Annotated in this window: 20 protein-coding genes and 15 tRNA genes; 16 read left to right on the top strand and 19 right to left on the bottom strand. The window is 55.9% G+C overall.

The features are described from left to right. Positions 1 to 49: 49 nt before the first annotated feature. Positions 50 to 1087 carry a tRNA preQ1(34) S-adenosylmethionine ribosyltransferase-isomerase QueA gene (gene queA / locus LZP73_RS11415; protein WP_234235125.1) on the bottom strand — a complete coding sequence of 346 codons (1038 nt, stop codon included), beginning with the start codon at positions 1085 to 1087 and terminating at the stop codon, positions 50 to 52. A 57-nt stretch (positions 1088 to 1144) separates the two neighbouring features. Next, a complete protein-coding gene (locus tag LZP73_RS21335; RefSeq protein ID WP_267960146.1) occupies positions 1145 to 1276 on the bottom strand; it encodes a hypothetical protein in 132 nt (43 codons plus the stop codon). 193 nt (positions 1277 to 1469) lie between these two features. On the opposite strand from LZP73_RS21335, the gene LZP73_RS11410 reads away from it, so the two are divergent. Together LZP73_RS11410 and LZP73_RS11405 are read left to right on the top strand one after the other, a co-directional pair. Continuing rightward, complete coding sequence (locus LZP73_RS11410) at positions 1470 to 2066, top strand: acyl carrier protein phosphodiesterase (protein WP_234235123.1); 597 nt, start codon at positions 1470 to 1472, stop codon at positions 2064 to 2066. Positions 2067 to 2174: 108 nt separating this feature from the next. Next, the gene (locus tag LZP73_RS11405; RefSeq protein WP_234235121.1) at positions 2175 to 2828 is read left to right on the top strand and encodes an RluA family pseudouridine synthase; all 654 of its coding nucleotides are present in this window, start codon (positions 2175 to 2177) and stop codon (positions 2826 to 2828) included. Positions 2829 to 2856: 28 nt separating this feature from the next. Here LZP73_RS11405 and LZP73_RS11400 read toward each other — a convergent pair whose 3' ends face one another. From LZP73_RS11400 to LZP73_RS11370, 7 genes are all read right to left on the bottom strand, one after another. Beyond that, a complete protein-coding gene (locus LZP73_RS11400) occupies positions 2857 to 3201 on the bottom strand; it encodes a hypothetical protein (protein ID WP_234235119.1) in 345 nt (114 codons plus the stop codon). Positions 3202 to 3386: 185 nt separating this feature from the next. Further along, positions 3387 to 4640, bottom strand: coding sequence for a serine/threonine transporter SstT (sstT, locus tag LZP73_RS11395; RefSeq protein ID WP_234235117.1), 1254 nt, complete (start codon positions 4638 to 4640; stop codon positions 3387 to 3389). Between the two features lie 255 nt (positions 4641 to 4895). After that, positions 4896 to 5795: a chemotaxis protein CheV gene (locus tag LZP73_RS11390; protein WP_234235115.1), complete on the bottom strand. Its 900-nt coding sequence runs from the start codon at positions 5793 to 5795 to the stop codon at positions 4896 to 4898. 168 nt (positions 5796 to 5963) lie between these two features. Then, complete coding sequence (locus LZP73_RS11385; RefSeq protein WP_234235114.1) at positions 5964 to 6443, bottom strand: phosphatase domain-containing protein; 480 nt, start codon at positions 6441 to 6443, stop codon at positions 5964 to 5966. A gap of 43 nt (positions 6444 to 6486) precedes the next feature. Beyond that, positions 6487 to 7788: a DEAD/DEAH box helicase gene (locus LZP73_RS11380; RefSeq protein WP_234235111.1), complete on the bottom strand. Its 1302-nt coding sequence runs from the start codon at positions 7786 to 7788 to the stop codon at positions 6487 to 6489. Positions 7789 to 7844: 56 nt separating this feature from the next. Then, positions 7845 to 8345, bottom strand: coding sequence for a methylated-DNA--[protein]-cysteine S-methyltransferase (locus tag LZP73_RS11375; RefSeq protein WP_234235277.1), 501 nt, complete (start codon positions 8343 to 8345; stop codon positions 7845 to 7847). 121 nt (positions 8346 to 8466) lie between these two features. Further along, positions 8467 to 9936 (bottom strand): DNA-3-methyladenine glycosylase 2 family protein, encoded by a 1470-nt coding sequence (locus LZP73_RS11370; RefSeq protein ID WP_234235109.1) that lies wholly within the window; start codon positions 9934 to 9936, stop codon positions 8467 to 8469. 166 nt (positions 9937 to 10102) lie between these two features. Between LZP73_RS11370 and LZP73_RS11365 the strand changes: the two genes are divergently transcribed. Then, entirely contained in the window at positions 10103 to 11932 is a 1830-nt protein-coding gene (locus LZP73_RS11365) for an ABC transporter ATP-binding protein (RefSeq protein WP_234235107.1), read from the top strand. A gap of 500 nt (positions 11933 to 12432) precedes the next feature. Here the strand turns inward: LZP73_RS11365 and LZP73_RS11360 are convergent. The 10 genes from LZP73_RS11360 to gltX all read right to left on the bottom strand — a co-directional run bounded on the left by LZP73_RS11360 (position 12433) and on the right by gltX (position 16152). Continuing rightward, positions 12433 to 12508 (bottom strand) — tRNA-Glu (locus tag LZP73_RS11360). A gap of 279 nt (positions 12509 to 12787) precedes the next feature. Beyond that, positions 12788 to 12863: transfer RNA gene (locus tag LZP73_RS11355), tRNA-Ala, on the bottom strand. Positions 12864 to 12950: 87 nt separating this feature from the next. Continuing rightward, a tRNA-Glu gene (locus LZP73_RS11350) sits at positions 12951 to 13026 on the bottom strand. Positions 13027 to 13384: 358 nt separating this feature from the next. Further along, positions 13385 to 13460, bottom strand: a tRNA-Glu gene (locus LZP73_RS11345). 128 nt (positions 13461 to 13588) lie between these two features. Next, positions 13589 to 13664: transfer RNA gene (locus tag LZP73_RS11340), tRNA-Ala, on the bottom strand. A gap of 48 nt (positions 13665 to 13712) precedes the next feature. Next, positions 13713 to 13788 (bottom strand) — tRNA-Glu (locus LZP73_RS11335). A gap of 119 nt (positions 13789 to 13907) precedes the next feature. Further along, positions 13908 to 13983 (bottom strand) — tRNA-Glu (locus tag LZP73_RS11330). A 277-nt stretch (positions 13984 to 14260) separates the two neighbouring features. Then, a tRNA-Glu gene (locus LZP73_RS11325) sits at positions 14261 to 14336 on the bottom strand. A gap of 203 nt (positions 14337 to 14539) precedes the next feature. Beyond that, positions 14540 to 14615, bottom strand: a tRNA-Ala gene (locus LZP73_RS11320). 127 nt (positions 14616 to 14742) lie between these two features. Continuing rightward, on the bottom strand, positions 14743 to 16152 hold the full coding sequence (gene gltX, locus LZP73_RS11315) for a glutamate--tRNA ligase (RefSeq protein WP_234235105.1): 1410 nt from the start codon (positions 16150 to 16152) through the stop codon (positions 14743 to 14745). Between the two features lie 483 nt (positions 16153 to 16635). On the opposite strand from gltX, the gene LZP73_RS11310 reads away from it, so the two are divergent. The 13 genes from LZP73_RS11310 to LZP73_RS11250 all read left to right on the top strand — a co-directional run bounded on the left by LZP73_RS11310 (position 16636) and on the right by LZP73_RS11250 (position 25915). Next, a tRNA-Val gene (locus LZP73_RS11310) sits at positions 16636 to 16711 on the top strand. Between the two features lie 45 nt (positions 16712 to 16756). Further along, positions 16757 to 16832, top strand: a tRNA-Val gene (locus LZP73_RS11305). Between the two features lie 34 nt (positions 16833 to 16866). Next, a tRNA-Val gene (locus tag LZP73_RS11300) sits at positions 16867 to 16942 on the top strand. Between the two features lie 39 nt (positions 16943 to 16981). Beyond that, positions 16982 to 17057 (top strand) — tRNA-Val (locus tag LZP73_RS11295). A 48-nt stretch (positions 17058 to 17105) separates the two neighbouring features. Further along, positions 17106 to 17181, top strand: a tRNA-Val gene (locus tag LZP73_RS11290). Positions 17182 to 17255: 74 nt separating this feature from the next. Beyond that, positions 17256 to 17331: transfer RNA gene (locus LZP73_RS11285), tRNA-Val, on the top strand. A gap of 76 nt (positions 17332 to 17407) precedes the next feature. Beyond that, a complete protein-coding gene (locus LZP73_RS11280; protein ID WP_169564370.1) occupies positions 17408 to 17635 on the top strand; it encodes a hypothetical protein in 228 nt (75 codons plus the stop codon). Positions 17636 to 17923: 288 nt separating this feature from the next. Continuing rightward, positions 17924 to 19174, top strand: a complete 1251-nt coding sequence (locus LZP73_RS11275; protein WP_234235103.1) for an MFS transporter — start codon at positions 17924 to 17926, stop codon at positions 19172 to 19174. A gap of 264 nt (positions 19175 to 19438) precedes the next feature. Further along, on the top strand, positions 19439 to 20461 hold the full coding sequence (locus LZP73_RS11270; RefSeq protein WP_326490345.1) for a TRAP transporter substrate-binding protein: 1023 nt from the start codon (positions 19439 to 19441) through the stop codon (positions 20459 to 20461). 61 nt (positions 20462 to 20522) lie between these two features. After that, positions 20523 to 21200, top strand: coding sequence for a TRAP transporter small permease (locus tag LZP73_RS11265; RefSeq protein WP_234235101.1), 678 nt, complete (start codon positions 20523 to 20525; stop codon positions 21198 to 21200). After that, positions 21200 to 22600 (top strand): TRAP transporter large permease, encoded by a 1401-nt coding sequence (locus LZP73_RS11260; protein WP_234235275.1) that lies wholly within the window; start codon positions 21200 to 21202, stop codon positions 22598 to 22600. Before LZP73_RS11265 ends, LZP73_RS11260 begins: the two co-directional genes overlap by 1 nt. A 184-nt stretch (positions 22601 to 22784) precedes the next feature. Next, complete coding sequence (locus LZP73_RS11255) at positions 22785 to 24539, top strand: ATP-binding protein (RefSeq protein ID WP_234235274.1); 1755 nt, start codon at positions 22785 to 22787, stop codon at positions 24537 to 24539. Then, positions 24536 to 25915, top strand: a complete 1380-nt coding sequence (locus tag LZP73_RS11250; protein WP_234235099.1) for a sigma-54-dependent transcriptional regulator — start codon at positions 24536 to 24538, stop codon at positions 25913 to 25915. Before LZP73_RS11255 ends, LZP73_RS11250 begins: the two co-directional genes overlap by 4 nt. Positions 25916 to 25931: the final 16 nt, after the last annotated feature.

Genomic DNA, 25931 nt, shown 5'->3' with positions numbered 1-25931 from the left:
ATACTCAAGTTTCAAATATTAACAGGGTATTTTAAAACAAAATCCGTATTCAGGGGGCTTTTTTAGTGATAAACATGGCATCGCCATAGCTGAAGAAGCGGTATTTTTGCGCTATGGCATGTTGGTAGGCCCGCATCACCTCATCGAAACCTGCGAAGGCACTGATCAGCATGATGAGGGTCGACTCGGGCAAATGAAAGTTAGTCACCATGGCATCGACGACCTGGAAGCGGTAGCCTGGGTAGATGAAAATATCCGTATCGCCGCTGAAGGCCTGCAGTTCGCCCTGACTGGCACGGGCGGCACTCTCAAGTGAACGCACCGAGGTGGTGCCGACGGCGATCACCCGCTTGCCCGCCGCCTTGGTGCTGGCTATGGCATCGACCACGTCCTGCGGCACCTCGGCCCACTCGGAATGCATCTTGTGTTCCAATATGCTCTCGACCCGCACAGGTTGGAAGGTGCCCGCCCCCACATGCAGGGTCACAAACGCGGTATTGACCCCTTTGGCCTGCAATGCCGCCAGCATGGCGTCGTCGAAATGCAGCCCGGCTGTCGGCGCCGCCACCGCGCCCGGCGTCTGGTTATAGACGGTTTGATAACGTTCCTTGTCGGCATCATCATCGGGTCTGTCTATATAAGGCGGCAATGGCATGTGACCGACGGCCTCGAGCACTTCCAGTATGCTCGGCTCAGACAGGAGTTCGAGCTCGAACAAAGTGTCGTGGCGGGCCAGCATCTTCATCCGGTAACCGCCATCGAGATGGATCAGGGCATCGACCTTGGGGGACTTGGAGCTGCGGACATGGGCCAGGATGCGCTTGTCATCCAACATGCGCTCGACCAGGATCTCCAACTTGCCACCACTGGCCTTCTGGCCGAACAGCCGCGCCGGGATCACCCGGGTGTTGTTGAACACCACCAGATCCCCTGGGTTGATCAACCCCAGCAGCTCGGTAAATTGTTTATCGGCAAGCTCACCCGAATTGCCATCCAGAGTCAGTAAACGCGAGGCGCTGCGCTGCGCCATGGGATAGCGAGCGATGAGCTCATCTGGGAGATCGAAAGAAAAGTCTGCAACGCGCATGATTAGCCTCTGCTTAGCTTAGAACGGCGGCTAGTCTAGGGTCAGAGGCGGATAAGATCAAGGTTCCTTGAGTTCCGCCTTGGAATTGGCCGGCATAGATGGCCGTACTCCCTGGGCCGACGTCTGCTCCAGACGAAAACTTAACTGCTCGTGGGGGATATGGACACGGACACGTTTACGCTTCGCCACACCTCTTTGCCTAAACTTGTTTATGAACCAATTCCACATTTTACGTGATCCTTCACTGCGTGAATATCGAAAGACGAAACGCCAGGTCCCTGCAAGGTCACGGCCACCCCGGCCATGATTTTAACGCCTCAGGGTTCCCTTGGCGCCGCCGGGCATGGTACCGTGAAAGCATGGCGTTAACCAAGTAGAAAATATGAACTTTCTTGCACACTTGCATCTGGCCGATAACAGTAAAACGTGTTTGGCCTCAAATCTCGCCGGTGATTTCGCCAAGGGCAATATAGAACACTTTCCCAAGCACTTACGGCAAGGGATCTGGTTGCATAGGCAAATAGATCAACTCACGGACGGCCATGAACTCACCCGAGAACTGGTTGGCAAGTTCCCCAAGTCCCTCACCCGGGTCGCCCCGATTCTGATGGATCTGGCCTTCGATCATATGCTGGCCAAATACTGGGAGGAATACCATCCCCAGAGCCTGAGCGATTTTTGCCTTAAGGCCTATGACGCGCTGGACGCCTGTCCAGACTTGCCCGCGGCCCTGCAGCAATTGACGCCCAGGATCCGCAGGGAGAATTGGCTCGAGTCCTATCAACACAGACAGGGGCTCAATCAGGCTATCGCGGGCGTCAGTCGGCGCCTGTCCAAGCCGGAACTGTTCAATGGCGCCGCCGCCTGCATAGAGAAACTGGATATAGAGATAGAAATTGCCTTTCGCACCTTCTACCCGCAACTGATGGCCTATAGCCGCATCTGGAGCCGCCAGACCCCGGAAGCCTATCTGCCCTGAGCCTGGGGCTTCCCATCAGACCTGGCTGCCGACTCGGACCTTGCCTGTGTTAACTGATGCCTTGCGCGCCATTTTTTGCTAGAATCCCGGCCGCGCAGAGGGGACAGCATGCAAATATTCGATTACCGGCCGCCGGCCATACCTTGGTTAGACCTACGCTATCAAGACAGAGACATCATAGTGATCAATAAACCTTCGGGCTTATTGTCTAACCCGGGACGGGCGGAAAATACTTGGGATTGCGCGCTGACGCGCCTGCAGCGCCTCTATCCGGAAGCCATTCTGGTGCATAGACTCGATTGCGCCACCTCGGGCATCATGGTGTTTGCCCGCAACAAGCGGGCCGAGTCCAACTTAAAAACCCAGTTTCAGGACAGGCAAGCGGCCAAGTGCTATATCGCCGAGGTTCAGGGCCAATTGCCGCTGGACGAAGGCAGCATAGCCCTGGCGATCGCCGCGGACAGAGACAATCCCCCCTATCAGATGGTAAGCCCCCAAGGCAAGAGCGCCTCGACCCACTACCGGGTGTTGGAGCGACGGGACGCCAGCTGCCTGGTCGAGTTACAACCACAAACCGGCCGAACCCATCAACTCAGGGTGCATATGCTGGCGCTGGGCCACCCCATACTGGGGGACGAGTTTTATGGCGATACCGAAGTTATCCGGGCGCGGCAACGGCTCTGCCTGCATGCCCAGCGCCTGGCGTTCAAGCACCCTTATTCGGGCAAGTGGCTCAGCTTCGACAGCAAGCATCCCTTCTGAAACAAGCATAAGCCTGAGCCCCACAGGCTCAGGCCACCCTCATGGGGGTGACTTTACTGGCCTTGTAATAACGACCGCCGGCATTGCAGAAGTACAGCTCGCTGTCTGCATCTATGATGAAATATTCGGCGAAGAGGTTGCCGCCCTTGTCTTCGAGTTTCAGCCCTTCCGCCATGGGGGTGGGTATGACTTCATCCAGGCTGTGGCAGCCATCGTTGAACCAGGTTTCCAGATACCACTTGTCATCCTCACGGTAAAAGGTGATCTTGTCTCCCAGCCTAGGGCGCTCATCCACCCAAGTCCCCAAGAGCTCGCGCGCCTGCAGGGCCGACGCCTTCCAACGCAAACGTCTGCGGTTCTCCAGTCCCACCATATCATTGCCCCTAATCTTTACCCTGTCGCAGGCATCAGCTTAAGCATAGAACTCATCCTGGGTTTTACGTGTAAAAACCGGCCCATAACGGGCATGGCAAAGAGGGCGCTCAGTGGTTAACCGAGCGCCCTCTTATGCATTTACTGCCAAGCATCTTGGCCAGGCCGAATCCTGACCCTATCTGACTAAACCGAATCCCGGCATTGGGGGGCGACGCTTAGGCTCGCCTGACGCTCTGCCGCCTCACAGGCCGCCGCGGTGAAGATCACATCGGTCGAGCTGTTGAGGGCGGTTTCGGCCGCATCCTGGATCACCCCTATGATGAAACCGACGGCGACCACTTGCATGGCGACATCGTTGGAGATGCCGAACAGGCTACAGGCCAGAGGGATCAACAACAGAGAGCCGCCGGCGACACCCGAAGCGCCACAGGCAGATACCGCCGCCACCACACTGAGCAGCAAGGCCGTCAGCAGATCGACTTCTATGCCCAGGGTGTGCGCCGCCGCCAGGGTCAAGACGGTAATGGTAATCGCGGCGCCGCCCATGTTGATGGTGGCTCCCAGGGGGATAGACACAGAATAGGTGTCTTCATGCAGTGCCAGCTTCTCGCATAGGGCCATGTTCACCGGAATATTGGCGGCGCTGGAGCGAGTGAAGAATGCGGTCACGCCGCTCTCACGTAAACATCTCAACACCAAGGGATAAGGGTTGCGTTTAATCTTAACGAACACGATCAGGGGATTCACCACCAGGGCGATGACCAGCATGGCACCGAGCAGCACCGACAGCAGCTTGGCATAACCCGCTATGGCGGAAAAACCTGTCTCGGCAAAGGTTGCCGCCACCAGGCCGAAGATGCCTATGGGGGCCAGACGAATGACGAAACGCACCATCTGGGAGATCCCATGGCTCAGATCTGTCAGCACTTGCTTGGTCGAGTCATTGGCATGGTGCAATGTCAGCCCCAGACCCACACCCCAGGCGAGAATGCCGATATAATTGCCCGTCATCACGGCATTGACTGGATTGTCGACCAGCTTGAACAACAAGGTATTGATCACCTCGCCTATGCCCTGTGGCGGCGAGGTGCCCTCGACACCGGCCACCAACACAAGTTCGGTCGGAAACACAAAGCTCAGCACCACGGCCGTCAGGGCGGCGGCGAAGGTGCCCAACAGATACAGCATCACTATCGGCCGCATATTGGTCTGGCTGTTTTTCTTCTGGTTGGCGATGGACGCAGCCACCAGGATGAACACCAAGATGGGCGCTATGGCCTTGAGCGCACCGACAAACAGGCTGCCCAGGAAGGCAACGCTTTGGGCGCCCGAGCTGGAGACGCTGGCCAGCAACACGCCTGCGATTATGCCGAGCAAAATTTGCAGCACCAGGCTGCCATTGGCCAACCTGGCGAAGAATGACGGGGTTTGATTCATGACTTGACCTTCAATTGCGGCACCTTTAATGACGGGACCTGTAGTTATTATCTGTCTAGGATGACTCACGGACATTCAACTCGACGCCCGTTTGCCTCTACTCATTTTTGTATAGATAAGTTTTGTATAGAAAGCGCCGCGACTTGTCCAGCCATGTGGCCAAATAAGCCGGTGATCTTAAGTCAAATTTGCAAAAAACCACCGAAACGGCCACAAATCCCCGGGATGCGGCTCTCATCCAGGCTAAGCAAAGGCTTAGCCAAGGAGCCGGGCCGCGTTGTCGGCGCCCCTGAGCATGGCCTGGATCAGCTCGTTGGCATCGAACTTGGTCAGCGCCTCATTGGCACCGACCTGGTGTGCCTGGCTGACGCTGATCTCACTCGACAGCGAGGTATGCAATATGATGTAGGCCGCCGCCAATTTGGGGTTGTCTTTCACTTCGAATGCCAGTTCATAACCGTCCAGCCCGGGCATTTCTATGTCGCTGACCAGCAAGTCGATCGGCTGCATCTCGGCCGCCGCCTGTTCCATTATGGTCAGCGCCTCCTTGCCGTCGGCGGTCACCCGATAGGGAATGTTGAGGGCATCCAGGGCATCCGACAGCTGTTTGCGTGCCACCTTGGAATCGTCGACCAACAGGATATTCAGCGGCTTGAGGCGTTCCCGCTGCACATCCGTCAGCGCCGCCCTCTTGGCACCAGGACTGTCAGGGAAGACTTTGGACAAGAGCAACTCGACGTCCAGCAACTGCACAAGTTGATCCTCAAAGCGGGTCACCCCGGTGAGAAAGGCCTCTTTGCCCAGGTTGCTGGACGGCGCCTCTATGTCCCGCCAGTTGCATTCGATGATCTTATCTATGGCCCGTACCAGAAAACCTATGACCATACGCTGGCAGTCGGTAATGATGATGAAGCTCTTGGCCAGCTCGGCGTCGCTCACCGGGCGATAGCCGACGGCCGCAGCCATGTCGACCACAGGAATGGTCGTGCCGCGAATGGTCGCCGCCCCGAGGATGTTGGGATGCGACTGAGGAATTTGACTCAGGGGGGTAAAAGGCACCAGCTCGCGGATCTTCAGGGTGCCCAAGGCAAAGAGCTGGGTCTGGGATAACTTGAACAGCAACAGCCCCTGAGACTGGCTCGCCTTACTTTTCATCTATATTCCCCTGGGTTAGCCATTGAATCGCATCAGTTTACCCTTATCGACCCACTAATGCGATGCTTGAGTCATATTGCAGCTATCGGCCACATAGGGACGGGCCGAAAACGACCAACCCCGCCGGGGCGGGGTTGGTACAGTAACAAGATCCTAGCCAGGGTGCCGCTAGTTGGCCGCCTCTTGCAGGGCGTAGAGCAGATCGAAGACGAACTGATCCCAGCCCTCGGCGCTGAAGGCTATGTCGCGGATGCTCCTGACCTGGCTCACGGCATGCAAAGGCGCGGCGCCATTGCTCATCAGATAATAGGCCATCACCACCCCGGTTCTGTCCTTGCCCGAACGGCAGTGAATGAGCAGGGGCAAGGCGTCGGCCTCACATTGGTGAATGAAGGCCAGCGCCTTGGGCAGCTGCGCCACGCAGAGGGCGAGATCGCCTTGCTGCGGCGGTATGTTGTCGGTCAGGGGTGTACAGGCGTAGCGCAGCCCGGCGGCCGCCAATGCCGCGGCATCACAGCCGGTGCCGGCGTTAACCGACAACACGGCGCCAATCCCGGCGGCTTTCAGGGCCATAGGATCCCAGGGATCTTTGTCCGGCCCACTGCGACCGGCTATCTTATCTTCGACTAACCAAAACAGGTGCTGCATCGTCGTTACCTAATCTCACACTCTTACCAAGCGCTTGCTTGACTTAGTCTTTCTTGCCCCATAGCGCAATATTGGCCTGTGGCAATTGCTTGCGTTTCTTCTTGCCCATGCCCGCTGGCGGCGCCAGCGGCTTAGCGGCAACCAGCGCCCCCTCGGGTGCCTCGGCATCCGCTTCGAAGCCGGCAATTTGCTCCCGCACCAGCTTGAGTTTGTTCTTCTTCTCTATGACCCCGAAATGGTGGTACTCATCGTGGGCTATCAGGGTGAGTGCCAGACCGGCTTCACCGGCGCGGCCGCTGCGGCCAATTCTATGCATATAGTCGGCCGGGCTGCGGGGAAGATCGAAGTTGACGACCACGGGCAGTTTTTCTATGTCTATGCCACGGGCGGCGATATCTGTGGCGATAAGCACCCGGATTTCACCACGTTTGAAGCCGTCCAACACCCTGGTACGTGCCCCCTGGGCCTTGTCGCTGTGGAAGACCTCGGCACTGATCCCGCGTTTGGATAACTTCTGCGCCAGGTGATTGCAGCTGTTCTTGGCACTGGCGAAGATCAGTACCTGGGACCAGTCATGTTCCTTGATGAGCTGCGCCAACAGCGCCGTCTTATTGGGACGATTGACTGTGATCACCCGCTGCAGCACTGTGCTCTGGGCGCTGCTTTGCAGCTGCACTTCCACCGGCGCATCGAGCAACTCGGCGGTCAGCTCACGCACTTCTTCCGGGAAGGTCGCCGAGAACATCAAAGTCTGTTTCTGCTTGGGCAGGCTCTTAAGCACTTCGGCCAGCTCTTCGGTGAAACCCAGGCTGAGCATGCGATCTGCCTCGTCCAGCACCAGACAGGCGACCTTGTTGAGCTTGATGGCATTGCTGGACAAGAGATCCAGCAAACGTCCCGGAGTCGCCACCAACACATCGGCGCCGCCACGCAGCGCCAACATCTGGCTATTGACCGACACGCCACCGAAGACGGAAATCACTTTGGGCCTGGTGTCCAGCCGTTCGGCATAGGATTGAAAGCTCTGCCCCACCTGCTGCGCCAACTCACGGGTCGGCACCAACACCAGACAGGACACCAGATTGCCGGACTTGGCATCCCGCTTAAGGGGGGACTTTAGCGCATGCTCGGCAAGGCGCTGCAAAATCGGCAAGGCGAAGGCGGCGGTTTTACCCGAGCCGGTATTGGCGCCGGCCAACACATCCCTGCCCGCCAATACGGCAGGAATGGTGGCGCTTTGTACCTGAGTCGGTGTCTGATAACCGAGTTCGGTCAATCGGGACAAGAGTTGCGGCATGATGCCGAGCCCGGCAAAGCTTGCCGCGGCGGTGGTGGCCTGAGTCATAAATCTGAGGGATGCCCATCAATAGCTGTCTAGGCCGCTATTCTAACGTAAAAGCATCAGGCTTGCTCGACAGATTCCAGCGCCAGCAGTTGCTGTTTCATGGTCAGACCATAGGCGTAGCCTGTGAGGCTGCCATTCTTGCCTATGATCCTGTGGCAAGGCACTATGATGGCGATGGGATTGGCACCGTTGGCCGCCCCCACGGCCCGCACGGCCTTGGGACGGGCTATCTTGCCGGCGATGTCGCTGTAACTGCATACCTGGCCGAACCCCGTGTCCAGCAATGCCTGCCACACCTGGCGCTGAAATAGCGTGCCCTTGGGCGCGAGCGTCAGACTGAAGTCCTGGCGCTCGCCGGCGAAATACCCCAGCAGCTGGGCACGGGCGGCCTCCAGATGCGCCTTGGCCGCCTCGAACTGCCCGGGCGCAACCTCACCCAGAGGGCTCGCCTCCTGCGTGGTCGCTGCCGGAGCCGCGGAACTCGCGCCCCGAGGGGCTTCGACCAGGCTCAGATGGCTCAATCCCAAAGGGTTGGCCCTGAGTCTGAGCAACCCCATTGGCGAGTCAAGATACGACTCGGCCACGGGGACGAGCAGTTTGGCCTGGGTGTCTAAGGTGCTGCCCCAGATACAGCGAGAAGTACAGCCGGGTCTAGTGCTCATAGCTCAGCTCCCATAGTTAAAGGTTCCACAGTTGAAAGGTAAGGTAACTGCCCCAGGGGGCAATGGCGGACGCCAGCTTGCCGGCAAACCCAGGATAATCCTGCTTGCCGATGCCGGGCGCCAAGGCCAGTAATCGATTCTTCACCACCAGATCCGTGCCGAGAAACACATTAGGATCCCCCAGGCCACGCATCTTGGCATAGGCCACTGTCCAGGGGCCTATGCCCTTGACCTCGAGCCAGGCATCCGGGGTCGCACCGGGATTATCGCAGATAAACTGCGCCAGCTGATTGAGTGCCGCCTTGCGGGCCCCCGGCATCTTGAGCTCGTCCAAGCTTGCATGGCTGACGGCCTGCGGGGAAGGGAAAAACGTCAGCCGCCGCCCGGCAACCTCGCGGGACTCACCATAGTGCAGCACCAGGAGGTTGAGCAGTTTGCTCGCCTGCACCACACTCACCTGCTGCCCCAACACGGCCCGGCAGCCGGCCTCGAAGGCACAGCCGACCCCGGGCAATCTCAAGCCTGGGAGGGGGGTGACCCCCAGTTCATGCAATGGCGTCAGGCTGGTCTGCACCTGCATCATGTCGGCATCGAGATCCAGCAGCCGGCGTATATGGCTCACCAAGGCGCGCAAACCGCTGAGATCGCTGCCCTCCGCCAGTTGAATATTGACCCTGAACCTATGCGCCTCAGGCTCATGCAGCAACTCGAAGAAGCCTTCGAGTTTTCCCAGCCGAAAACTGCGTCCATAACGCTGCTCATCGTCCAGCCATTCCATTCCGGCCACGGCGCGCAATCGATAGAAGGCCCATTGCCTGGACCAATCCAGCGGCGGCCTATAGTACTGATACAGGCAAAGACCGGTCGCCCTGCTCTCCTGTGCCTCGCCATCCCGGCTGGCCTTGCCGCTGCGGCGCAATGCCGTCGGGGTCAGCTGCAGTTCTTGTTTAAAGGCCTCGTTGAAGCGTCTTATGCTGTTGAAGCCGGCCGCCAACGCCACCTGAGTCACGCTCAACTGGGTTTGATGCAACAATTGTTTGGCAAACATCAACTGGCGGTACAAGGCGTATTGCTTGGGTGAGGTGCCAAACCCCTGGGTAAACAACTTGCCCAGATAGCGGCTGCTGATCCCCAACTTTTCGGCCAGCGCCGTGACGCTGAGCTTATCCTCGCCCACCAGTATGCCGCCATCTATCAGGCCTATGGCCCGTTCCAGGGTGGTATTTGTGCCCTTCCAGGCACAGGAATCCGGGGCACTGTCGGGGCGGCACCTGAGGCAGGGCCTGAGCCCGGCCTGCGCCGCCCGCAGCGCCGAGTCGAAATAGCGCACATTGACTTCTTTGGGCGCAATCGCCGGGCAGATGGGCCGACAATAGATACCCGTGCTCAACACGCCGACAAAAAATTGGCCGTCGAACCTGGCATCACGGGCCAGGCGCGCCGCACGGCAAATGCCGGGATCCAAGGCGGTACAGCTGGATGGCATGGTTAACCCCTCATAGAACTGATACTGTCCTGATAGACTCACTTTACTCAAAGCGGCCCGGCAGCACTAGCGGAAAACGGAACTCAATTAAATATCATCCCGACCCGGAGCAATTTGCGATATGCTAAGTGCCAAAGTTGTCCTCCTTCTCTATGGTAAGCCTTTTATGTTTAAACGATTTGAGTCCTGGGTCGAGGCTATGCCCGGCGATGAGCCGAGCCAGCCGCCCCGCGGCATTTATGCGTTTTGTCGCCACTACACCCGCGGCTACGAACGCCCGCTGCTGCTGATGTCGGTACTGACAGCCTTGCTGGCGATGCTCGAAGTGTCCCTGTTCGGCTTCATGGGCCAGCTGGTCGACTGGCTGGTGACCAAAGATCCCGCCACCCTGTTCGAGCAGGAAGGCACGACCCTGCTCGGCATGACACTCCTGGTATTGGTGCTGATCCCCGCTCTGGTGGTGCTGCATGCCTTGGTCGTGTACCAGGGCCTGCTCGGTAACTATCCCATGTCCATTCGCTGGTTGGCACATAGATACCTGCTCAAGCAGAGCATCTCTTTCTACCAGAACGACTTCGCCGGCCGCATCGCCACCAAGGTGATGCAAACCTCGCTGGCGGTGCGCGAGACAGTGATGAAACTGCTGGACGTGTTGGTGTACATACTTGTGTATTTCACCTCCATGCTGGTGATGATCGCCAGCGCAGATCTGCGCCTGGTATTGCCCATGCTAATCTGGCTCTGTGTCTACATAGGCCTGCAGTGGTATTTCGTTCCCAGGCTCAAGGCCGTCGCCACAGAGCAGGCCGATGCCCGTTCCACCATGACGGGCCGCATCGTCGACAGCTACACCAACATAGCCACGGTCAAGCTGTTCGCCCACACCCAGCAGGAAGCAGATTACGCCCAATCCAGCATGGAAAGTTTTCTGCAAACAGTGTATCGGCAGATGCGCCTGGTTACCGGCATCAACGTCAGCGTGCAGATCATCAACTATGTGCTGGCGTTCAGCATAGCCGCCGTATCCATTCTGTTGTGGACAGACAATGCCATCACGGTCGGCGCCATCGCCATCGCCGTCAGCCTGGCGCTGCGTCTCAACGGCATGTCTCAGTGGATCATGTGGGAAATCAGTGCATTATTCGAAAACATAGGCACGGTCGCCGACGGGATCAACACCCTTTCGCGGCCAACCGAGATCCAGGACGCTGCCGGCGCCAAGGCCTTGCAGGTCACTCAGGGGAAGATCGACTTTTCCCATGTCTGCTTTCACTATGGGGAACAATCAGGCGTTATCGAAGGCCTGAACCTCAAGATCAAACCGGGCGAGAAAGTGGGCCTGGTGGGGCGCTCAGGTGCAGGCAAGTCGACCCTGGTCAACCTCCTGATGCGTTTCCACGATCTCGAGAGTGGCGAGATTGCCATAGACGGGCAGGACATCAAGACGGTCACCCAGGACTCGCTGCGGGCCCAGATAGGCATGGTGACCCAGGATACCTCCCTGCTGCATCGCAGCATAAGGGAAAACATCCTCTACGGCGATCCCGATGCCAGCGAAGCGCAGCTGCTCGAAGCCATCAAACAGGCCCAGGCGGACAGGTTTATCGCCGAGCTGACAGATCCCCATGGCAATCGCGGCCTGGATGCCCAGGTCGGCGAGCGCGGGGTCAAATTGTCCGGCGGCCAGCGACAACGCATCGCCATCGCCAGGGTATTGTTGAAGAATGCCCCCATACTCTTGCTGGACGAAGCCACCTCGGCACTGGACTCGGAAGTGGAAGCCGCCATTCAGGAGAGTCTGTATCAGCTGATGCAGGGCAAGACAGTGATCGCCATTGCCCATAGGCTCTCGACCATAGCGGCGATGGACCGTCTGATAGTGCTGGATGAAGGCAAGATTGTCGAGCAAGGCACACATCAGCAACTGATCCGCCAAGGCGGCATCTATGCCCAGCTGTGGGCGCATCAGACTGGCGGCTTCCTCGGGGTCGACTAACCTGCCTCTCGCCCAGGCTCATGCGCTGCACCCATGGCCCGAACCAAATGCGCAAGTCAAATGCGCAAGTCAAATCAGACGGGGCGGCAAACGCCGCTCCGTCTTTAATCCCGCCGCCCTATCTTTAATCCCGCCTGCTGCGCACCAGAGATGGCAATAGCCAACCTTAGGTGACTCCAGCTGCCTTGTCCTGTCTCAGTTGCCCTGCCCAATTACCCTGTCTCAGTTGTCCGCCCTTTGCCCGCCCCTTGCCTGAGCTGATAGTCTATGCCCGTCAGCAGGTCGGGTAGATCGGCAGACGGCCAGCCAAGGTACGCCTGTATTGTCACGCCAGGGCAGACAAATCTGCCGACGATCCCAGGAAGAAAGACAAAGCCAGGTTCTGGCAACATGCAGAGATAGGGAGAACCAAAAGACAAAATTCAGGCACAAAAAAACCACCCTGAGGTGGTTTCTTGCTCCAGTCTGTCATTTCGATAAATAACAGCCTGGAATAAATGTGGTATCCCCTAGGGGATTCGAACCCCTGTTACCGCCGTGAAAGGGCGGTGTCCTAGGCCTCTAGACGAAGGGGACCCTGGACTTAACATTTCTAACTTGCATTACCGCAAGTTAAGGCGGTGTCCCAGGCATTCTCTTCTAAAATCGAAGGAAACTCTGGACTTAACATTTCTAACTTGCATTACCGCATGTTAAGGCGGTGTCCCAGGCATTCTCTTCTAAAATCGAAGGAAACTCTGGACTTAACATTTCTAACTTGCATTACCGCATGTTAAGGCGGTGTCCCGGGCGCTCTCTTCTAAATAAGAAGTGAACCCTGAACTTGCTTTACTTACATTACTTGCTTGAAGTAAATGGTGGAGCTAGACGGGATCGAACCGTCGACCTCTTGCATGCCATGCAAGCGCTCTCCCAGCTGAGCTATAGCCCCAAATTCGTGTCGATACCCGAGCATCGGCATAAATTCAGCTTTGTTCTCGCCAAACGACTCGTTAGTCATTTGCCAGGAACCAAAATATGGTATCCCCTAGGGGATTCGAACCCCTGTTACCGCCGTGAAAGGGCGGTGTCCTAGGCCTCTAGACGAAGGGGACCCTGGACTTAACATTTCTAACTTTCATTACCGCATGTTAAGGCGGTGTCCCAGGCGCTCTCTTCTAAAACCGAAGGGGACCCTGGAGTTAACATTTCTAACTTGCATTACCGCATGTCAAAGCGGTGTCCCAGGCGCTCTCTTCTAAACCGAAGAAAACTCTGGAGTTAACATTTCTAATTTGCATTACCGCATGTTAAGGCGGTGTCCCAGGCATTCTCTTCTAAAACCGAAGCGACCCCTGGACTTATGTGTATCCTCGTAACCGAGTCTTACAACACATCCATTTCAGTAGGCTATGAAATCGATGCTTTGTTCTTGCCAAACGACTCGTTAGTCACTTGTCAGGAACCAAAATGTGGTATCCCCTAGGGGATTCGAACCCCTGTTACCGCCGTGAAAGGGCGGTGTCCTAGGCCTCTAGACGAAGGGGACCCTGGACTTAACATTTCTAACTTAGTTACCGCATGTTAAGGCGGTGTCTCAGGCGCTCTCTTCTAAAACCGAAGTGAACCCAGGACTTACTTTACATTACTTACTTGAAGTAAATGACTTGAAGTAAATGGTGGAGCTAGACGGGATCGAACCGTCGACCTCTTGCATGCCATGCAAGCGCTCTCCCAGCTGAGCTATAGCCCCTAATTTCAATTGACTATCCGGTGATATTCAACAAAAACTTGGAAATTTTGGTATCCCCTAGGGGATTCGAACCCCTGTTACCGCCGTGAAAGGGCGGTGTCCTAGGCCTCTAGACGAAGGGGACCCTGGACTTATGTTTATCCTCGTAACCGAGTCTTACAACACATCCATTTCAGTAGGCTATGAAACCGATGCTTTGTTCTTGCCAAACGACTCGTTAGCCACTTGTCAGGAACCAAAATGTGGTATCCCCTAGGGGATTCGAACCCCTGTTACCGCCGTGAAAGGGCGGTGTCCTAGGCCTCTAGACGAAGGGGACCCTGGACTTAACATTTCTAACTTGCATTACCGCATGTTAAGGCGGTGTCCCAGGCGCTCTCTTCTAAACCGAAGGAAACTCTGGAGTTAACATTTCTAATTTGCATTACCGCATGTTAAGGCGGTGTCTCAGGCATGCTCTTCTAAAACGAAGTGGACCCTGGACTTATGTTTATCCTCGTAACCGAGTCTTACAACACATCTATTTCAGTAGGCTATGAAACCGATGCTTTGTTCTTGCCAAACGACTCGTTAGTCACTTGTCAGGAACCAAAATGTGGTATCCCCTAGGGGATTCGAACCCCTGTTACCGCCGTGAAAGGGCGGTGTCCTAGGCCTCTAGACGAAGGGGACCCTGGACTTAACATTTCTAATTTGCATTACCGCATGTTAAGGCGGTATCCCAGGCATTCTCTTCTAAAACCGAATGCGAACCCTGAACTCAACATGTCTAACTTAGTTACCGCATGTTAAGGCGGTGTCCCTTACACTCTCTTCTAAACATCAAAGCTGAGCAGGACCCAATTTAAAAGCGTAATTTACAAGATAAAATTACTTGGTGGAGCTAGACGGGATCGAACCGTCGACCTCTTGCATGCCATGCAAGCGCTCTCCCAGCTGAGCTATAGCCCCAAGTAAATAACTTACTCTTTACTACGCTTTTAAATCACATTTGAGTGCATCGCCGACGCTTGCCAGCTTGTGTCTCAAGTGCGTGGCGCATTCTATGCAGCACACCCAAATGTGTCAACTCGTTTTTTTAGGAATTTATTCTATCTGCTACAAATTCAATCGCTTTGGAGATTCTTTGCTCAGAACGGGCTTTTCCAATGAGAAACAAGGTCAAATCTAGACCAGGTGACTGCCCTGCCCCGGTAACGGCAACCCGCAGCGGCATACCAACCTTGCCCATGCCAACCTCTAATTCGGTGGCGGTATCTTCGATCGCCTGATGAATCGCTTCCTGGGTCCATTCGCTTAGGGCGGCAATCTTCTGCTGCACTAACTTGAGCGGCTCCAACGCCACCCCACGCAGATGCTTCTTGGCCTGGGCTTCATCGAACTCACTGAAGTCTTCATAGAAGTAACGGCTCGAAGCCGCCAGCTCCTTCAGGGTCTTGGCGCGTTCGGATAAGGCGGTGACGACCTCGGCCAAGGCAGGCCCGTTGCTGGTATCGATTTTTTGCTCATCCATATGCCATTGCAAATGGCTGGCAACATACTCGGGCGCCAGACTCTTCATATAGTGCTGATTCAACCACAGCAATTTCTCGGTATTAAAGGCCGAAGGGGCCTTATTGATGTCGCTCAGCTTAAACAGCTGCTTCATCTCGTCGAGAGTGAAGATCTCCTGATCCCCATGGGACCAACCCAGACGCACCAGATAATTGAGCAGCGCTTCGGGCAAATAGCCATCATCACGGTATTGCATCACGCTCACGGCACCGTGACGTTTGGACAACTTGGCGCCATCATCACCCAGGATCATCGACACATGGGCATACTCAGGGATAGGTGCCCCCAGGGCTTTGAGTATGTTTATCTGTCTTGGGGTGTTGTTGATATGATCTTCACCACGCACCACACAAGTGATCCCCATGTCCCAATCGTCGACCACGACGCAGAAGTTATAGGTAGGCGTGCCTTCGCTGCGGGCTATGATGAGATCGTCCAGCTCCTCGTTGGCAAACTCGATGCGACCACGAACATGATCGTCAAATACCACAGAACCTTCCAATGGATTCTTGAAACGCACCACAAAAGGCTCATCCGTGTCACGGGGGGCCAGGTTGCGACAACAACCATCGTACTTCTGCTTTTCGCCCCTGGCGGCTTGTTCATCGCGCAGCGTCTCTATGCGCTCGCGTGAGCAATAACATTTATAGGCTGTGCCCTGCTCCAACATCTGAGCAATGATTTCATTGTAACGATCGAAACGTTTTGTCTGGTAATACGGCCCCTCATCCCAGGTCAAGCCCAACCACTGCATGCCATCGAGAATGGCATCACAGGCTGCCTGGCTGGAACGTTCGAGATCTGTATCTTCGATACGCAGCACAAACTCACCCTTGTTGGCGCGGGCATGTAACCAGGAGTAGAGTGCGGTGCGGGCGCCGCCAACATGTAAAAAACCGGTAGGGCTTGGAGCAAAACGCGTCTTAGTTGTCATAATGGGACACTAACCTATATAAATAGTCTATAGAAAGACTGTCACTATCAAAGGGGGCCATTCTAACAGCCAAACCTGCCACTGGAAATGCCACTCTTAATGCCTAAAGCAAATTCTCCGCTGCGCCACTCAAGCGCCGCCACTCAGTCAGAGTGTAGGACTGACATAAAAAATAGAGAGAGAAGTAATAAAAGCAGCAGGGATACTAAAAGTAGAAATAGAAGTTGCACTCTTGCCGCAATTGAACGCGTTATCAATAGCCCCTGGAACTCGATACAGAGAAAACACCCAGGCGCCGATAGCCTCTGTCGGCCGGCAAAATTTGCCCGCTCGGAGCGCACTCGGGCCCTTATAAACCCCAGAGAGTTAATGGCCTGCCTAACAAAGCATCAAGGCGGATAAAATTAATACGCTCAATGCTTTTTATCTAAAAAAGCGTTGACAGTGGAGACGCCCCACCTATAATACGGCTCCACACAGCGAGGTCGATTAGCTCAGCTGGGAGAGCACCTCCCTTACAAGGAGGGGGTCACTGGTTCGAGCCCAGTATCGACCACCATATCTTTTAAGTAAAAGACATGGTTTTACAAAGTGTTATATCCCAGGTCGCTTAGCTCAGCTGGGAGAGCACCTCCCTTACAAGGAGGGGGTCACTGGTTCGAGCCCAGTAGCGACCACCATATAACCTTAGTTTGCAGTGTGAGAGTATTCCCAGGTCGTTTAGCTCAGCTGGGAGAGCACCTCCCTTACAAGGAGGGGGTCACTGGTTCGAGCCCAGTAACGACCACCATATTTTGGTATAGATACTCGACAATATGAAGAATTCCCAGGTCGTTTAGCTCAGCTGGGAGAGCACCTCCCTTACAAGGAGGGGGTCACTGGTTCGAGCCCAGTAACGACCACCATCTTCAGGCAATAAGTTACAAACTGTCGCCATAGACAGGAAAATCCCAGGTCGCTTAGCTCAGCTGGGAGAGCACCTCCCTTACAAGGAGGGGGTCACTGGTTCGAGCCCAGTAGCGACCACCATATCTTGCATCATTTCAAGATAATCAGTTTCAATTCAAGTTAGTTCTCTGTCGCTTGTAGACAGGAAAGTCCCAGGTCGCTTAGCTCAGCTGGGAGAGCACCTCCCTTACAAGGAGGGGGTCACTGGTTCGAGCCCAGTAGCGACCACCATTTTCTGCCATTTTCTCGCTTCATCCCCCTGTCAGTCGTCTATGCTTTACACATGTAAAGGCATAGGGGTTTTCTGATGGCAAATGTCAGCCAATCGGCATCTTTAGATAATATCGCCGCCTACTTGAAATTAACCCATGACTGTGACGATGAAACCGCCTTGAGAGAGGCCAGGGAAGTCATGCAAAATCTCGTCACCATGCGCCAAAAAGGCTTCATAAACGGCTGGTATTTTGATGAACAGGGCCATTTGGAACTCTTACCCAGCGATGCCATCCTAAAACGCATAGATCCACAAAAATAGTATTGCGAGTTCAGCCGCTTGCATGCAAAAAAACCACCCACTCGACAGCAGCTCCTATAGTCAGGCCCCAATGGCAAGCCCTTGTCAACCCGGTTTCAGCAACCAGCGGCTCAGCCAAAGATCTAATCAAAAAACCTAGACAAGAAATTAAATAAATAAAATCATATCATTACAATTGGCCAGTCAGGGGGAACAGCTATCTTCAGGCAATTAAGTAAAGTTTTTTATTTACTTAATTAAGGCTAACTGCAATAGTATCGGACATAGCAGATCCGAGCCGATAATAAGATGAATACCACAGAGATCCAAGATAACGCCCAACAGATACTGGCTGTCACCCTATTGGTCACCCTGATCAGCGTGGCCGGTATCGCCTTACCCTACCCCATACTGGCGCCCTTGTTTTCCGAGGCCAGTTCACCCCTGACCCAGTTCATGCAACTGCCACCCGAGCTCCTGCTCGGCATAGTGCTCGGCATCTATCCGCTGGGCATCATCATAGGCAGCAGTTTCATCGGCGCCTTATCGGATCACCTCGGCCGCAAACGCGTCCTCTCGCTGACCTTGCTCGGCAGTGCCCTGGGCTATGGCCTGACCGGTCTGGCCGCCGCCTCGGGCAATTTCCTGCTGTTTTGCCTGGCCAGGCTACTGACAGGGATCTGCGAAGGCAATATCGCCATCGCCCGGGCGATCGCCACAGATTTACACCCCAAGATAGATAAGCTGCGCAGTTTTTCACTCATCAGTGCCATGGGCTATGGCGGCTACCTGCTGGGGCCACTCGTTGGCGGCCAACTCGCCTTTGCCGGCACAGAGGTGGTGTTTTACCTGGCGGCATTGGCATGTCTTATCTGCACCCTGTTATCCCATGGCCTGTTACCCAAGGCACTCGATGCCAGAGTCCAGCATGCCGACAAGGGCTCGAGCCTGGTGCTGCTTCAAGATGCGCAACTGCGGCGCTTCTTCCTGCTGTACCTGCTGCTGACGCTGGGCGTCAACATCTACTATGAATTCTATCCCCTGTGGCTGGTACAGCAGCAGGACTTCAGTGCTGTCGGCATCAGCTGGGCGACTGTGTTTCTGACCAGCTGCATGATAGCCACCAGCTTGATGTTCAATCCCAAGTTACAACGCCGCTTGAGCCAGGCACAGGCGGGGCTCTTGGGCATGCTGCTGTTCAGCCTGGCGTTGGCCATGCTGCCTGTCAGTGGTCCCCTCAGCTTCCTGCTTTGTTTTGCCTTGATGGGCATGGGTATCGCCATCTACAACGGCTTTCTCCCCGCCTATATCTCCACCGCCTATGAGCATAGGGCCCAAGGCCAGCTGATGGGCATGCTGGTGACCATCTTCTGCGTCGGCAACCTGCTGGCGGCCATCATAGGCAGCCTGCTGTCCTTGCTGGCGGTGCAGTGGGCGCTCTTGGTCGGCGCCATCACAGTGCTGCTGGCCTGTATGGTGTTTTTTCACGGCCATTTCAAGGCCGGCTTATGGCAAGCCAAGGCTGCAATGGCACAAGAAACAGCCTTGCCCGGCCACTGATCTCCGCCATGGCCCATGGGTGGTTATCCACCCATGGGCCATACTTGTGTGAGCGCCCCCCCACCCATCCAATCCCCCCGGCTTTTTGACAACAAATCAACTACACTTTTACAACCAACGGGTTATGCCTCGGTTAATTCACTTGGCGCGCTATTTGCCTATAGTCAGTCAGACCTCATGGAAATCAAGGCAGTATTCCTACTCAAAGCTGCCCAGTCGCAGCACCGAGGCCAACATCCTAATAACCATATAAGGGAACTCAAGATGACAAAGCTACAAGACAAGATCTGCAAACAGCCACTCAAAGCCATGATGAAGATGGCCACCCTCGCCTCCATGCTGACGCTGAGCCTGAATGTGTTTGCCGCGCCGGTGGAAATCAAGTTCTCTCACGTGGTGGCAGAGAATACCCCCAAGGGACAAATGGCGCTTAAGTTCAAGGAATTGGTGGAAAAACGTCTGCCGGGCGAGTACAAGGTCAGCGTATTCCCCAACTCCCAGCTGTTTGGCGACAACAACGAATTAGCCGCCCTCTTGCTCAACGACGTGCAACTGGTGGCGCCTTCCCTGTCGAAATTCGAACGTTACACCAAGAAGCTGCAGGTATTCGATCTGCCCTTCCTGTTCGAAGACATGGCCGCGGTCGACCGCTTCCAACAGAGCGAAGCAGGTCAGAAGCTGTTGACCTCCATGAGACGCAAAGGTTTGCTTGGGCTGGGGTACTTGCATAACGGTATGAAGCAGTTCTCGGCCAACGAACCCCTGACCCTCCCGGGCGACGCCAAGGGCAAGAAATTCCGCATCATGGCCTCGGATGTCATCGCCGCCCAGTTTGACGCCGTCGACGCCATTCCGGTGAAGAAGCCCTTCTCCGAAGTCTTCACCCTGCTCCAGACCCGCGCCATAGATGGCCAGGAGAATACCTGGTCGAACATCTACTCGAAGAAATTCTACGAAGTTCAGTCCCACATCACTGAGAGTAACCATGGGGTATTGGACTATATGGTTGTCACCTCGGACGCCTTCTGGAATAGCCTGCCGAAAGACAAGCGCCAGATCATCAAAGATTCATTGGATGAAGCCATCGCCCTGGGCAACAAGATTGCCATGACCAAGAACGAAGAAGACAAACAAGCCATTCTGAACTCCAAACGCACCCAGCTGGTCACCCTCACGCCGGCTCAGCGTCAGCAATGGGTCGACATCATGAAACCTGTTTGGGCCAAATTTGAAGATAAGGTCGGCAAGGACGTCATCCAGGCCGCAGAAGCCGCCAACAACAAGTAATGTCTGATACCACGGTAGCGCAAGCGCTGCCGTGGCTGTGTCAATTCGAAGGAGTAGCAGAGTGATATCGCGAATTTTTGGCTATTTTGAGGAAGGTCTTCTCAGCCTGCTTATCAGCGCCATGACGCTGTTGGTATTTGTGGAAGTCGTGGCCCGTTTTTTCTTCAGCACCGGCTTTCTCTGGATCCAGGAGCTGACTCTGACTATGGCCGGCTGGTTCGTGCTCTTTGGCATGTCCTATGGCGTCAAGATCGGGGCCCACATAGGGGTAGATGTGTTCGTCAAAGATCTGGCCCCTAAGGCACGTAAGATTACCGCCCTGATCGCAACCCTTGTCTGCCTCTTGTATTGCGGCATGTTCCTCAAGGGCAGCTGGGATTATCTGTCGGAGATGTATCAGATAGGGGTCCCCATGGAAGACATAAACTTACCTGCGTTGCTGCTCAAACACCTGGATCCCGATTTCGCCTGGGATACGCTGCGCATCGATGTCGAAGACGGCGCAGTGCCTATCTGGATGTCCCAAAGCATACTCCTGATTGGTTTTTCCCTGCTCGCCTGGCGTTTCCTGGAGCTCTTCATCGCCATCCTCCGCGGTCAGGTCAGCGGCTTCCAATTTGCCGATGAAGCCAAGGAAGCCATGCACTTACTCGACGAAGTCGAGACGGAAACCACGCCGCAAACCACAGGCTCAGACACTCAGACTTCAGCCCAAGATAAGAATGACAAGGTGAAATGATGACGATTGCGACCCTGTTCTTGACCCTATTCATCTGCATGTTTCTCGGCATGCCTATCGCCATCGCCTTAGGCTTCTCCAGCATGCTGACCATAATGCTGTTTTCCAATGACTCATTGGCATCCATAGCACTCAAACTCTATGCCTCCTCCTCGGAGCATTACACCCTCTTGGCCATCCCCTTTTTCATCCTGTCGTCGGCGTTCCTGTCCACCGGCGGCGTGGCGAGGCGCATCATAGACTTTGCCATGGACAGCGTAGGTCATATTCGCGGTGGCCTGGCGATGGCATCCGTGATGGCCTGTATGTTGTTTGCCGCCGTCTCAGGCTCTTCGCCGGCCACAGTTGCCGCCATAGGCTCGATCGTCATTGCCGGCATGGTGAAGGCCGGCTATCCGGAGAAGTTCGCCGCCGGGGTGATCACCACCTCAGGCACCCTGGGGATATTGATCCCGCCCTCCATCGTCATGCTGGTCTATGCCGCCGCCACCGAAGTGTCGGCCGCCCGCATGTTCATGGCGGGCTTGATCCCTGGGATCATGATGGGTTGTCTGTTGATGCTGGCCATCTATATCGTCGCCAGGATCAAGAAGTTGCCATCCATGCCCTTCCCCGGGGTCAAGAAACTCGCGCTGTCGAGCATCAAGGCCATGGGCGGTCTGGCGCTGATAGTCATAGTGCTGGGCTCCATCTATGGCGGCATCGCCAGTCCCACGGAAGCGGCGGCGGTCGCCTGTGTCTATGCCTATCTTATCGCCGTATTCGGTTACCGGGACATAGGGCCGCTGAGACAGGTGCCTTGGCGCATCCAAGGGGAATCCCTGGCTGCCGCCACCCTGCGCAACCTGTGGCAGAGCCTGCTCGGGCTGTTGAAAACCCCCTTCGACAAGGAAGTGCGCCTGGTGCTGCGCGATGGTGCCAAGGTCAGCATCATGTTGCTGTTCATCATAGCCAACGCCATGTTGTTCGCCCACGTGCTGACCACGGAGCGGATCCCCCATATCATAGCCGAGACCATAGTGGGCATGGGGCTGCCGGCCTGGGGTTTTCTCATCATAGTCAACCTCTTGCTGCTGGCAGCAGGTAACTTCATGGAGCCTTCGGCCATCTTATTGATCATGGCGCCTATCCTCTTCCCCATCGCCACCCAGCTCGGCATAGATCCCATCCACCTGGGGATCATCATGGTGGTGAACATGGAGATAGGCATGCTGACGCCGCCGGTTGGCCTGAACCTGTTCGTCACCGCCGGGATCACAGGCCACAGCATGGGCTGGGTGATCAAGTCCTGCCTGCCCTGGCTCTTGCTCTTGCTCGGTTTCCTGATGCTGATCACTTATGTGCCTCAAATCTCACTCTTCTTACCCGAGCTGCTGGATAAGCTGAGCGGCTATAACTGATAACCCTGTATTAATCCTTGATTAGTTACCCCAATTGAGCGAGCCTTAACGGGCTCGTTGTTTTTCAGGCTGATTCACTATGTTATTGCCCAGACTGTCACTATCCACACTGACACTATCCACACTGAAATCGTCCGCCAATCTCTTTTCCACCAAAGCGAAGAAACGCCTGCTGCTCTTTGTGATGCTGCTATGTGGTTTATTCGTGACCCTCAAGCTGACGCTCTGGTTCCACCAGCAGCAGGGTCAGGCGGCAATCCAGGCACAGTCCAGGCAGCAGTTGAGCGAACTCATCGACTTCTACGATGCCGTCCTGGCGCGCTATGCCAATATTCCCCACGTGATGTCGGGCAACCCACTGCTGGCCCAGACGCTGCTCGGGAATGACGAGTTGCAGGTGCAACGCGTCAATGACTATTTCGAAGAAATGCAACAGGCCACCGAGGCATCGGATATCTATTTGCTGGACGCCAAGGGCACAGCCATCGCCGCCAGTAACTGGCAGCAAGGCTATTCCTTCATAGGCCAGAACTATGGTTTCCGCCCCTATTATCGCGAGGCCATCAAGGGCAAAACCGGCCGCTACTACGCCGTAGGCACCGCATCGAATAAGCGGGGCTTCTATTTCTCTTACCCCATTTACCACCAAGACAAGGTTTTGGGCGTGATAGTCGTCAAGGTCGACATCACAGACATAGAGAAGCAAAGCACGGGCATAGCGACCGCAGGTCAGTACGAATTTATCGTCACAGATCCCGAACAGGTGGTCTTCCTCTCCAGCATTGCCCAGTGGCGCCTGGGCTCCCTTGTCCCCCTAACTCAGGCCAGGCAAACGGCGCTGACGGCATCCAGACGTTATGCCAACCGTCCCATAGCCGAGCTGGATGTGCTCCCCGAATACCGCCCAGGGACAGACGAACGCGTCAGTTTCTATCGCCTGAAACTGGGCCAACAATGGCCTCGCTTCATGGAAACCCAGGGCGCCATGAGCAGCGCCGGCTGGCGGGTGCATATTCTGGCCCCGCTGGCACCGCTGCAGCAATCCCTGGCACCGCAACTCTGGCTGGCGGCCAGCCTCTACCTGCTGGTCGCCCTGGCGCTGCTGTTCGGTGCCGAGCGGCGGCGCAACCTGCAACGCATGCAACTGGCCCAGAGCTGGCTGGAACAGCGCGTCGCCGAACGCACCCGTGAGCTGCAGGCCACCAACCAGCAACTCAAAGACACCCAAGATCAACTGATCCAGGCGGCCAAGCTCACCGCCATCGGCAGCCTGTCGGCCAGTATCAACCATGAGTTGAATCAGCCATTGGCGGCGCTGCGCAGTTACGCCCAAAATACCCAGACCTTCCTCGGCCGTAATCTGCTGGATAAGGCCGCCGACAACATTCGCATCATGATCGAGCTCACCGACCGTCTGGCGGACATCATAGGCCAGTTCAAGAGCTTTACCCGCAAGAGCCAGGGCACAGAGGGCGCCGTCGATCTCGGCCAATGCATACAACAGGCATTGACCATAGTGCAGCCGGAAATCGACAAACAGGGCATAATGCTGACGTTGGAATCCGCTCCTGGCCGCTACCTGATATGGGGCGATAAGGTGCGATTGCAGCAAGTGCTGGTGAACCTGATGAGCAATGCCATAGTCGCAATGCAGCTATCCCACCCCAAACGCCTGGCGATTCGGGTCTGGGCCGGGGAAAAATTTCACATCAGTATCCAGGACACAGGCCCTGGGGTACGGGAAAGCCAGATGGAGAAAATTTTCGAGCCTTACTTCACCACCAATGAACGCCAGGGTCTGGGTCTGGGTTTGTCCATCTCCAGGCGTATCATGGAGGCGATGAAGGGCCAGATCACCGTCGCCAACGCCGCCGAAGGCGGGGCCATTTTTCAGCTCATTTTACCCATATTTTCACGTGAGGAAGCACCACAGCCATGAGTGTCCCGAAAAATATCCAAGACCATGCCGTACTTATCGTCGACGATGAGGCCCACATAGGCACGGTCCTGGTGCAGCTGTTCGAACTCGAAGGCATCAGCGCCATCGCCTGCACAGATCCCAGGGGCCTGGCCAACAGCCTGGACAGACACTGGCCGGGCGTGGTGCTCTCCGACGTCAACATGCCGTATCTGGACGGCATAGGCCTGATGCAGCAGCTCCACCACCAAGACGCCGACTTGCCGGTGATCTTGCTCACGGGCGTCGGTGACATCGCCATGGCGGTCAAGGCCCTCAAACAGGGGGCCTACGATTTTATCGAGAAACCCTTCAACAACGAGCATATTCTCGATGTGGTCAAACGGGCGCTGGAAAAGCGCAGCCTCACCCTGGAAAACCGCCAGCTGAAGAAGGAGCTCGAATCCCAGAGCCTGCCTGGGCCCAGGATCCTTGGCAACAGCCCAGGCATCAATCGCATGCGCAACATTCTCGACAGCGTCTTGGATACCCCGGCCGACGTGCTGATCGAGGGCGAGACGGGGACAGGCAAGGAGCTGGTCGCCCGTTACCTGCACGATCACAGCCAGCGCAGCCGCGCCAACTTCGTCGCCATCAACTGTGGTGCCATTCCGGAAAACCTGATCGAGAGTGAACTCTTTGGTGCCGATCCCGGCGCCTTCACCGGCATGGACAAGACCCGCATAGGCAAGTTCGAATATGCCAACGGCGGTACCCTGTTTCTCGATGAGATAGAGAGCACGCCGCTGTCGCTGCAGGTGAAACTGCTCAGGGTGCTGGAAGACAGGAAACTGCAACGCCTGGGTTCCAACAAGAGCATAGCGCTGGACATACGAGTGGTGGCCGCCACCAAGGTGGATCTCAAGCAACTGTGTGACAAGGGCGAATTTCGCCAGGATCTCTATTATCGTTTGAACCTGGTGACTGTGGCCATTCCCCCGTTGCGGGACAGGCGCGAAGACATACCCCTGCTGTTCCTGCATTTCGCCCGCGTCGCGTCGGCCCGCTATCACAGGGCGCTTATCGCCCTCAACGCCGAGCAGAATGCCGTGCTGACCGCCCACGACTGGCCGGGCAATGTCCGCGAGCTGCGTAACCTGGCGGAGCGTTTCGTGCTGCTCGGCGCCGAGGCGGCCTTCGCCGGCCCGCTCACCACCCAGGGGCTGCATACGGGCATGTCGCTGCAACAGAGGGTAGAGTTTTTCGAGCGCATGTTGATCGAAGATGCCCTGAGCCACAACAAGGGCAGCATCAAACTGACCATGGAGCAGCTGGAACTGCCGCGCAAGACCTTGTATGACAAGATGCGCAAATATGAATTGGACAGGAAACAATACCTGACCGCCGACGAGGCTTGATGTAGCCCCTCGGCTC

Origin of the sequence: Shewanella sp. AS16, from assembly GCF_021412365.1 — a bacterium.
Classification (GTDB): domain Bacteria; phylum Pseudomonadota; class Gammaproteobacteria; order Enterobacterales; family Shewanellaceae; genus Shewanella; species Shewanella salipaludis.
Note: the sequence above shows the minus strand (reverse complement) of the source record. Positions and strands in the feature narration are given on the sequence as shown.

Coding starts and splice junctions, on each gene's coding strand:
- LZP73_RS11375 (WP_234235277.1), bottom strand. CDS start 8,345: ATGGGGTTGCTCAGACTCAGGGCCAACCCTTTGGGATTGAGCCATCTG.
- LZP73_RS11280 (WP_169564370.1), top strand. CDS start 17,408: ATGGCAAATGTCAGCCAATCGGCATCTTTAGATAATATCGCCGCCTAC.
- LZP73_RS11370 (WP_234235109.1), bottom strand. CDS start 9,936: ATGCCATCCAGCTGTACCGCCTTGGATCCCGGCATTTGCCGTGCGGCG.
- LZP73_RS11405 (WP_234235121.1), top strand. CDS start 2,175: ATGCAAATATTCGATTACCGGCCGCCGGCCATACCTTGGTTAGACCTA.
- LZP73_RS11390 (WP_234235115.1), bottom strand. CDS start 5,795: ATGAAAAGTAAGGCGAGCCAGTCTCAGGGGCTGTTGCTGTTCAAGTTA.
- sstT (WP_234235117.1), bottom strand. CDS start 4,640: ATGAATCAAACCCCGTCATTCTTCGCCAGGTTGGCCAATGGCAGCCTG.
- LZP73_RS11275 (WP_234235103.1), top strand. CDS start 17,924: ATGAATACCACAGAGATCCAAGATAACGCCCAACAGATACTGGCTGTC.
- gltX (WP_234235105.1), bottom strand. CDS start 16,152: ATGACAACTAAGACGCGTTTTGCTCCAAGCCCTACCGGTTTTTTACAT.
- LZP73_RS11270 (WP_326490345.1), top strand. CDS start 19,439: ATGACAAAGCTACAAGACAAGATCTGCAAACAGCCACTCAAAGCCATG.
- LZP73_RS11255 (WP_234235274.1), top strand. CDS start 22,785: ATGCTGCTATGTGGTTTATTCGTGACCCTCAAGCTGACGCTCTGGTTC.
- LZP73_RS11400 (WP_234235119.1), bottom strand. CDS start 3,201: ATGGTGGGACTGGAGAACCGCAGACGTTTGCGTTGGAAGGCGTCGGCC.
- LZP73_RS11260 (WP_234235275.1), top strand. CDS start 21,200: ATGACGATTGCGACCCTGTTCTTGACCCTATTCATCTGCATGTTTCTC.
- LZP73_RS11380 (WP_234235111.1), bottom strand. CDS start 7,788: ATGACTCAGGCCACCACCGCCGCGGCAAGCTTTGCCGGGCTCGGCATC.
- LZP73_RS11365 (WP_234235107.1), top strand. CDS start 10,103: ATGTTTAAACGATTTGAGTCCTGGGTCGAGGCTATGCCCGGCGATGAG.
- LZP73_RS11385 (WP_234235114.1), bottom strand. CDS start 6,443: ATGCAGCACCTGTTTTGGTTAGTCGAAGATAAGATAGCCGGTCGCAGT.
- LZP73_RS11410 (WP_234235123.1), top strand. CDS start 1,470: ATGAACTTTCTTGCACACTTGCATCTGGCCGATAACAGTAAAACGTGT.
- LZP73_RS11250 (WP_234235099.1), top strand. CDS start 24,536: ATGAGTGTCCCGAAAAATATCCAAGACCATGCCGTACTTATCGTCGAC.
- queA (WP_234235125.1), bottom strand. CDS start 1,087: ATGCGCGTTGCAGACTTTTCTTTCGATCTCCCAGATGAGCTCATCGCT.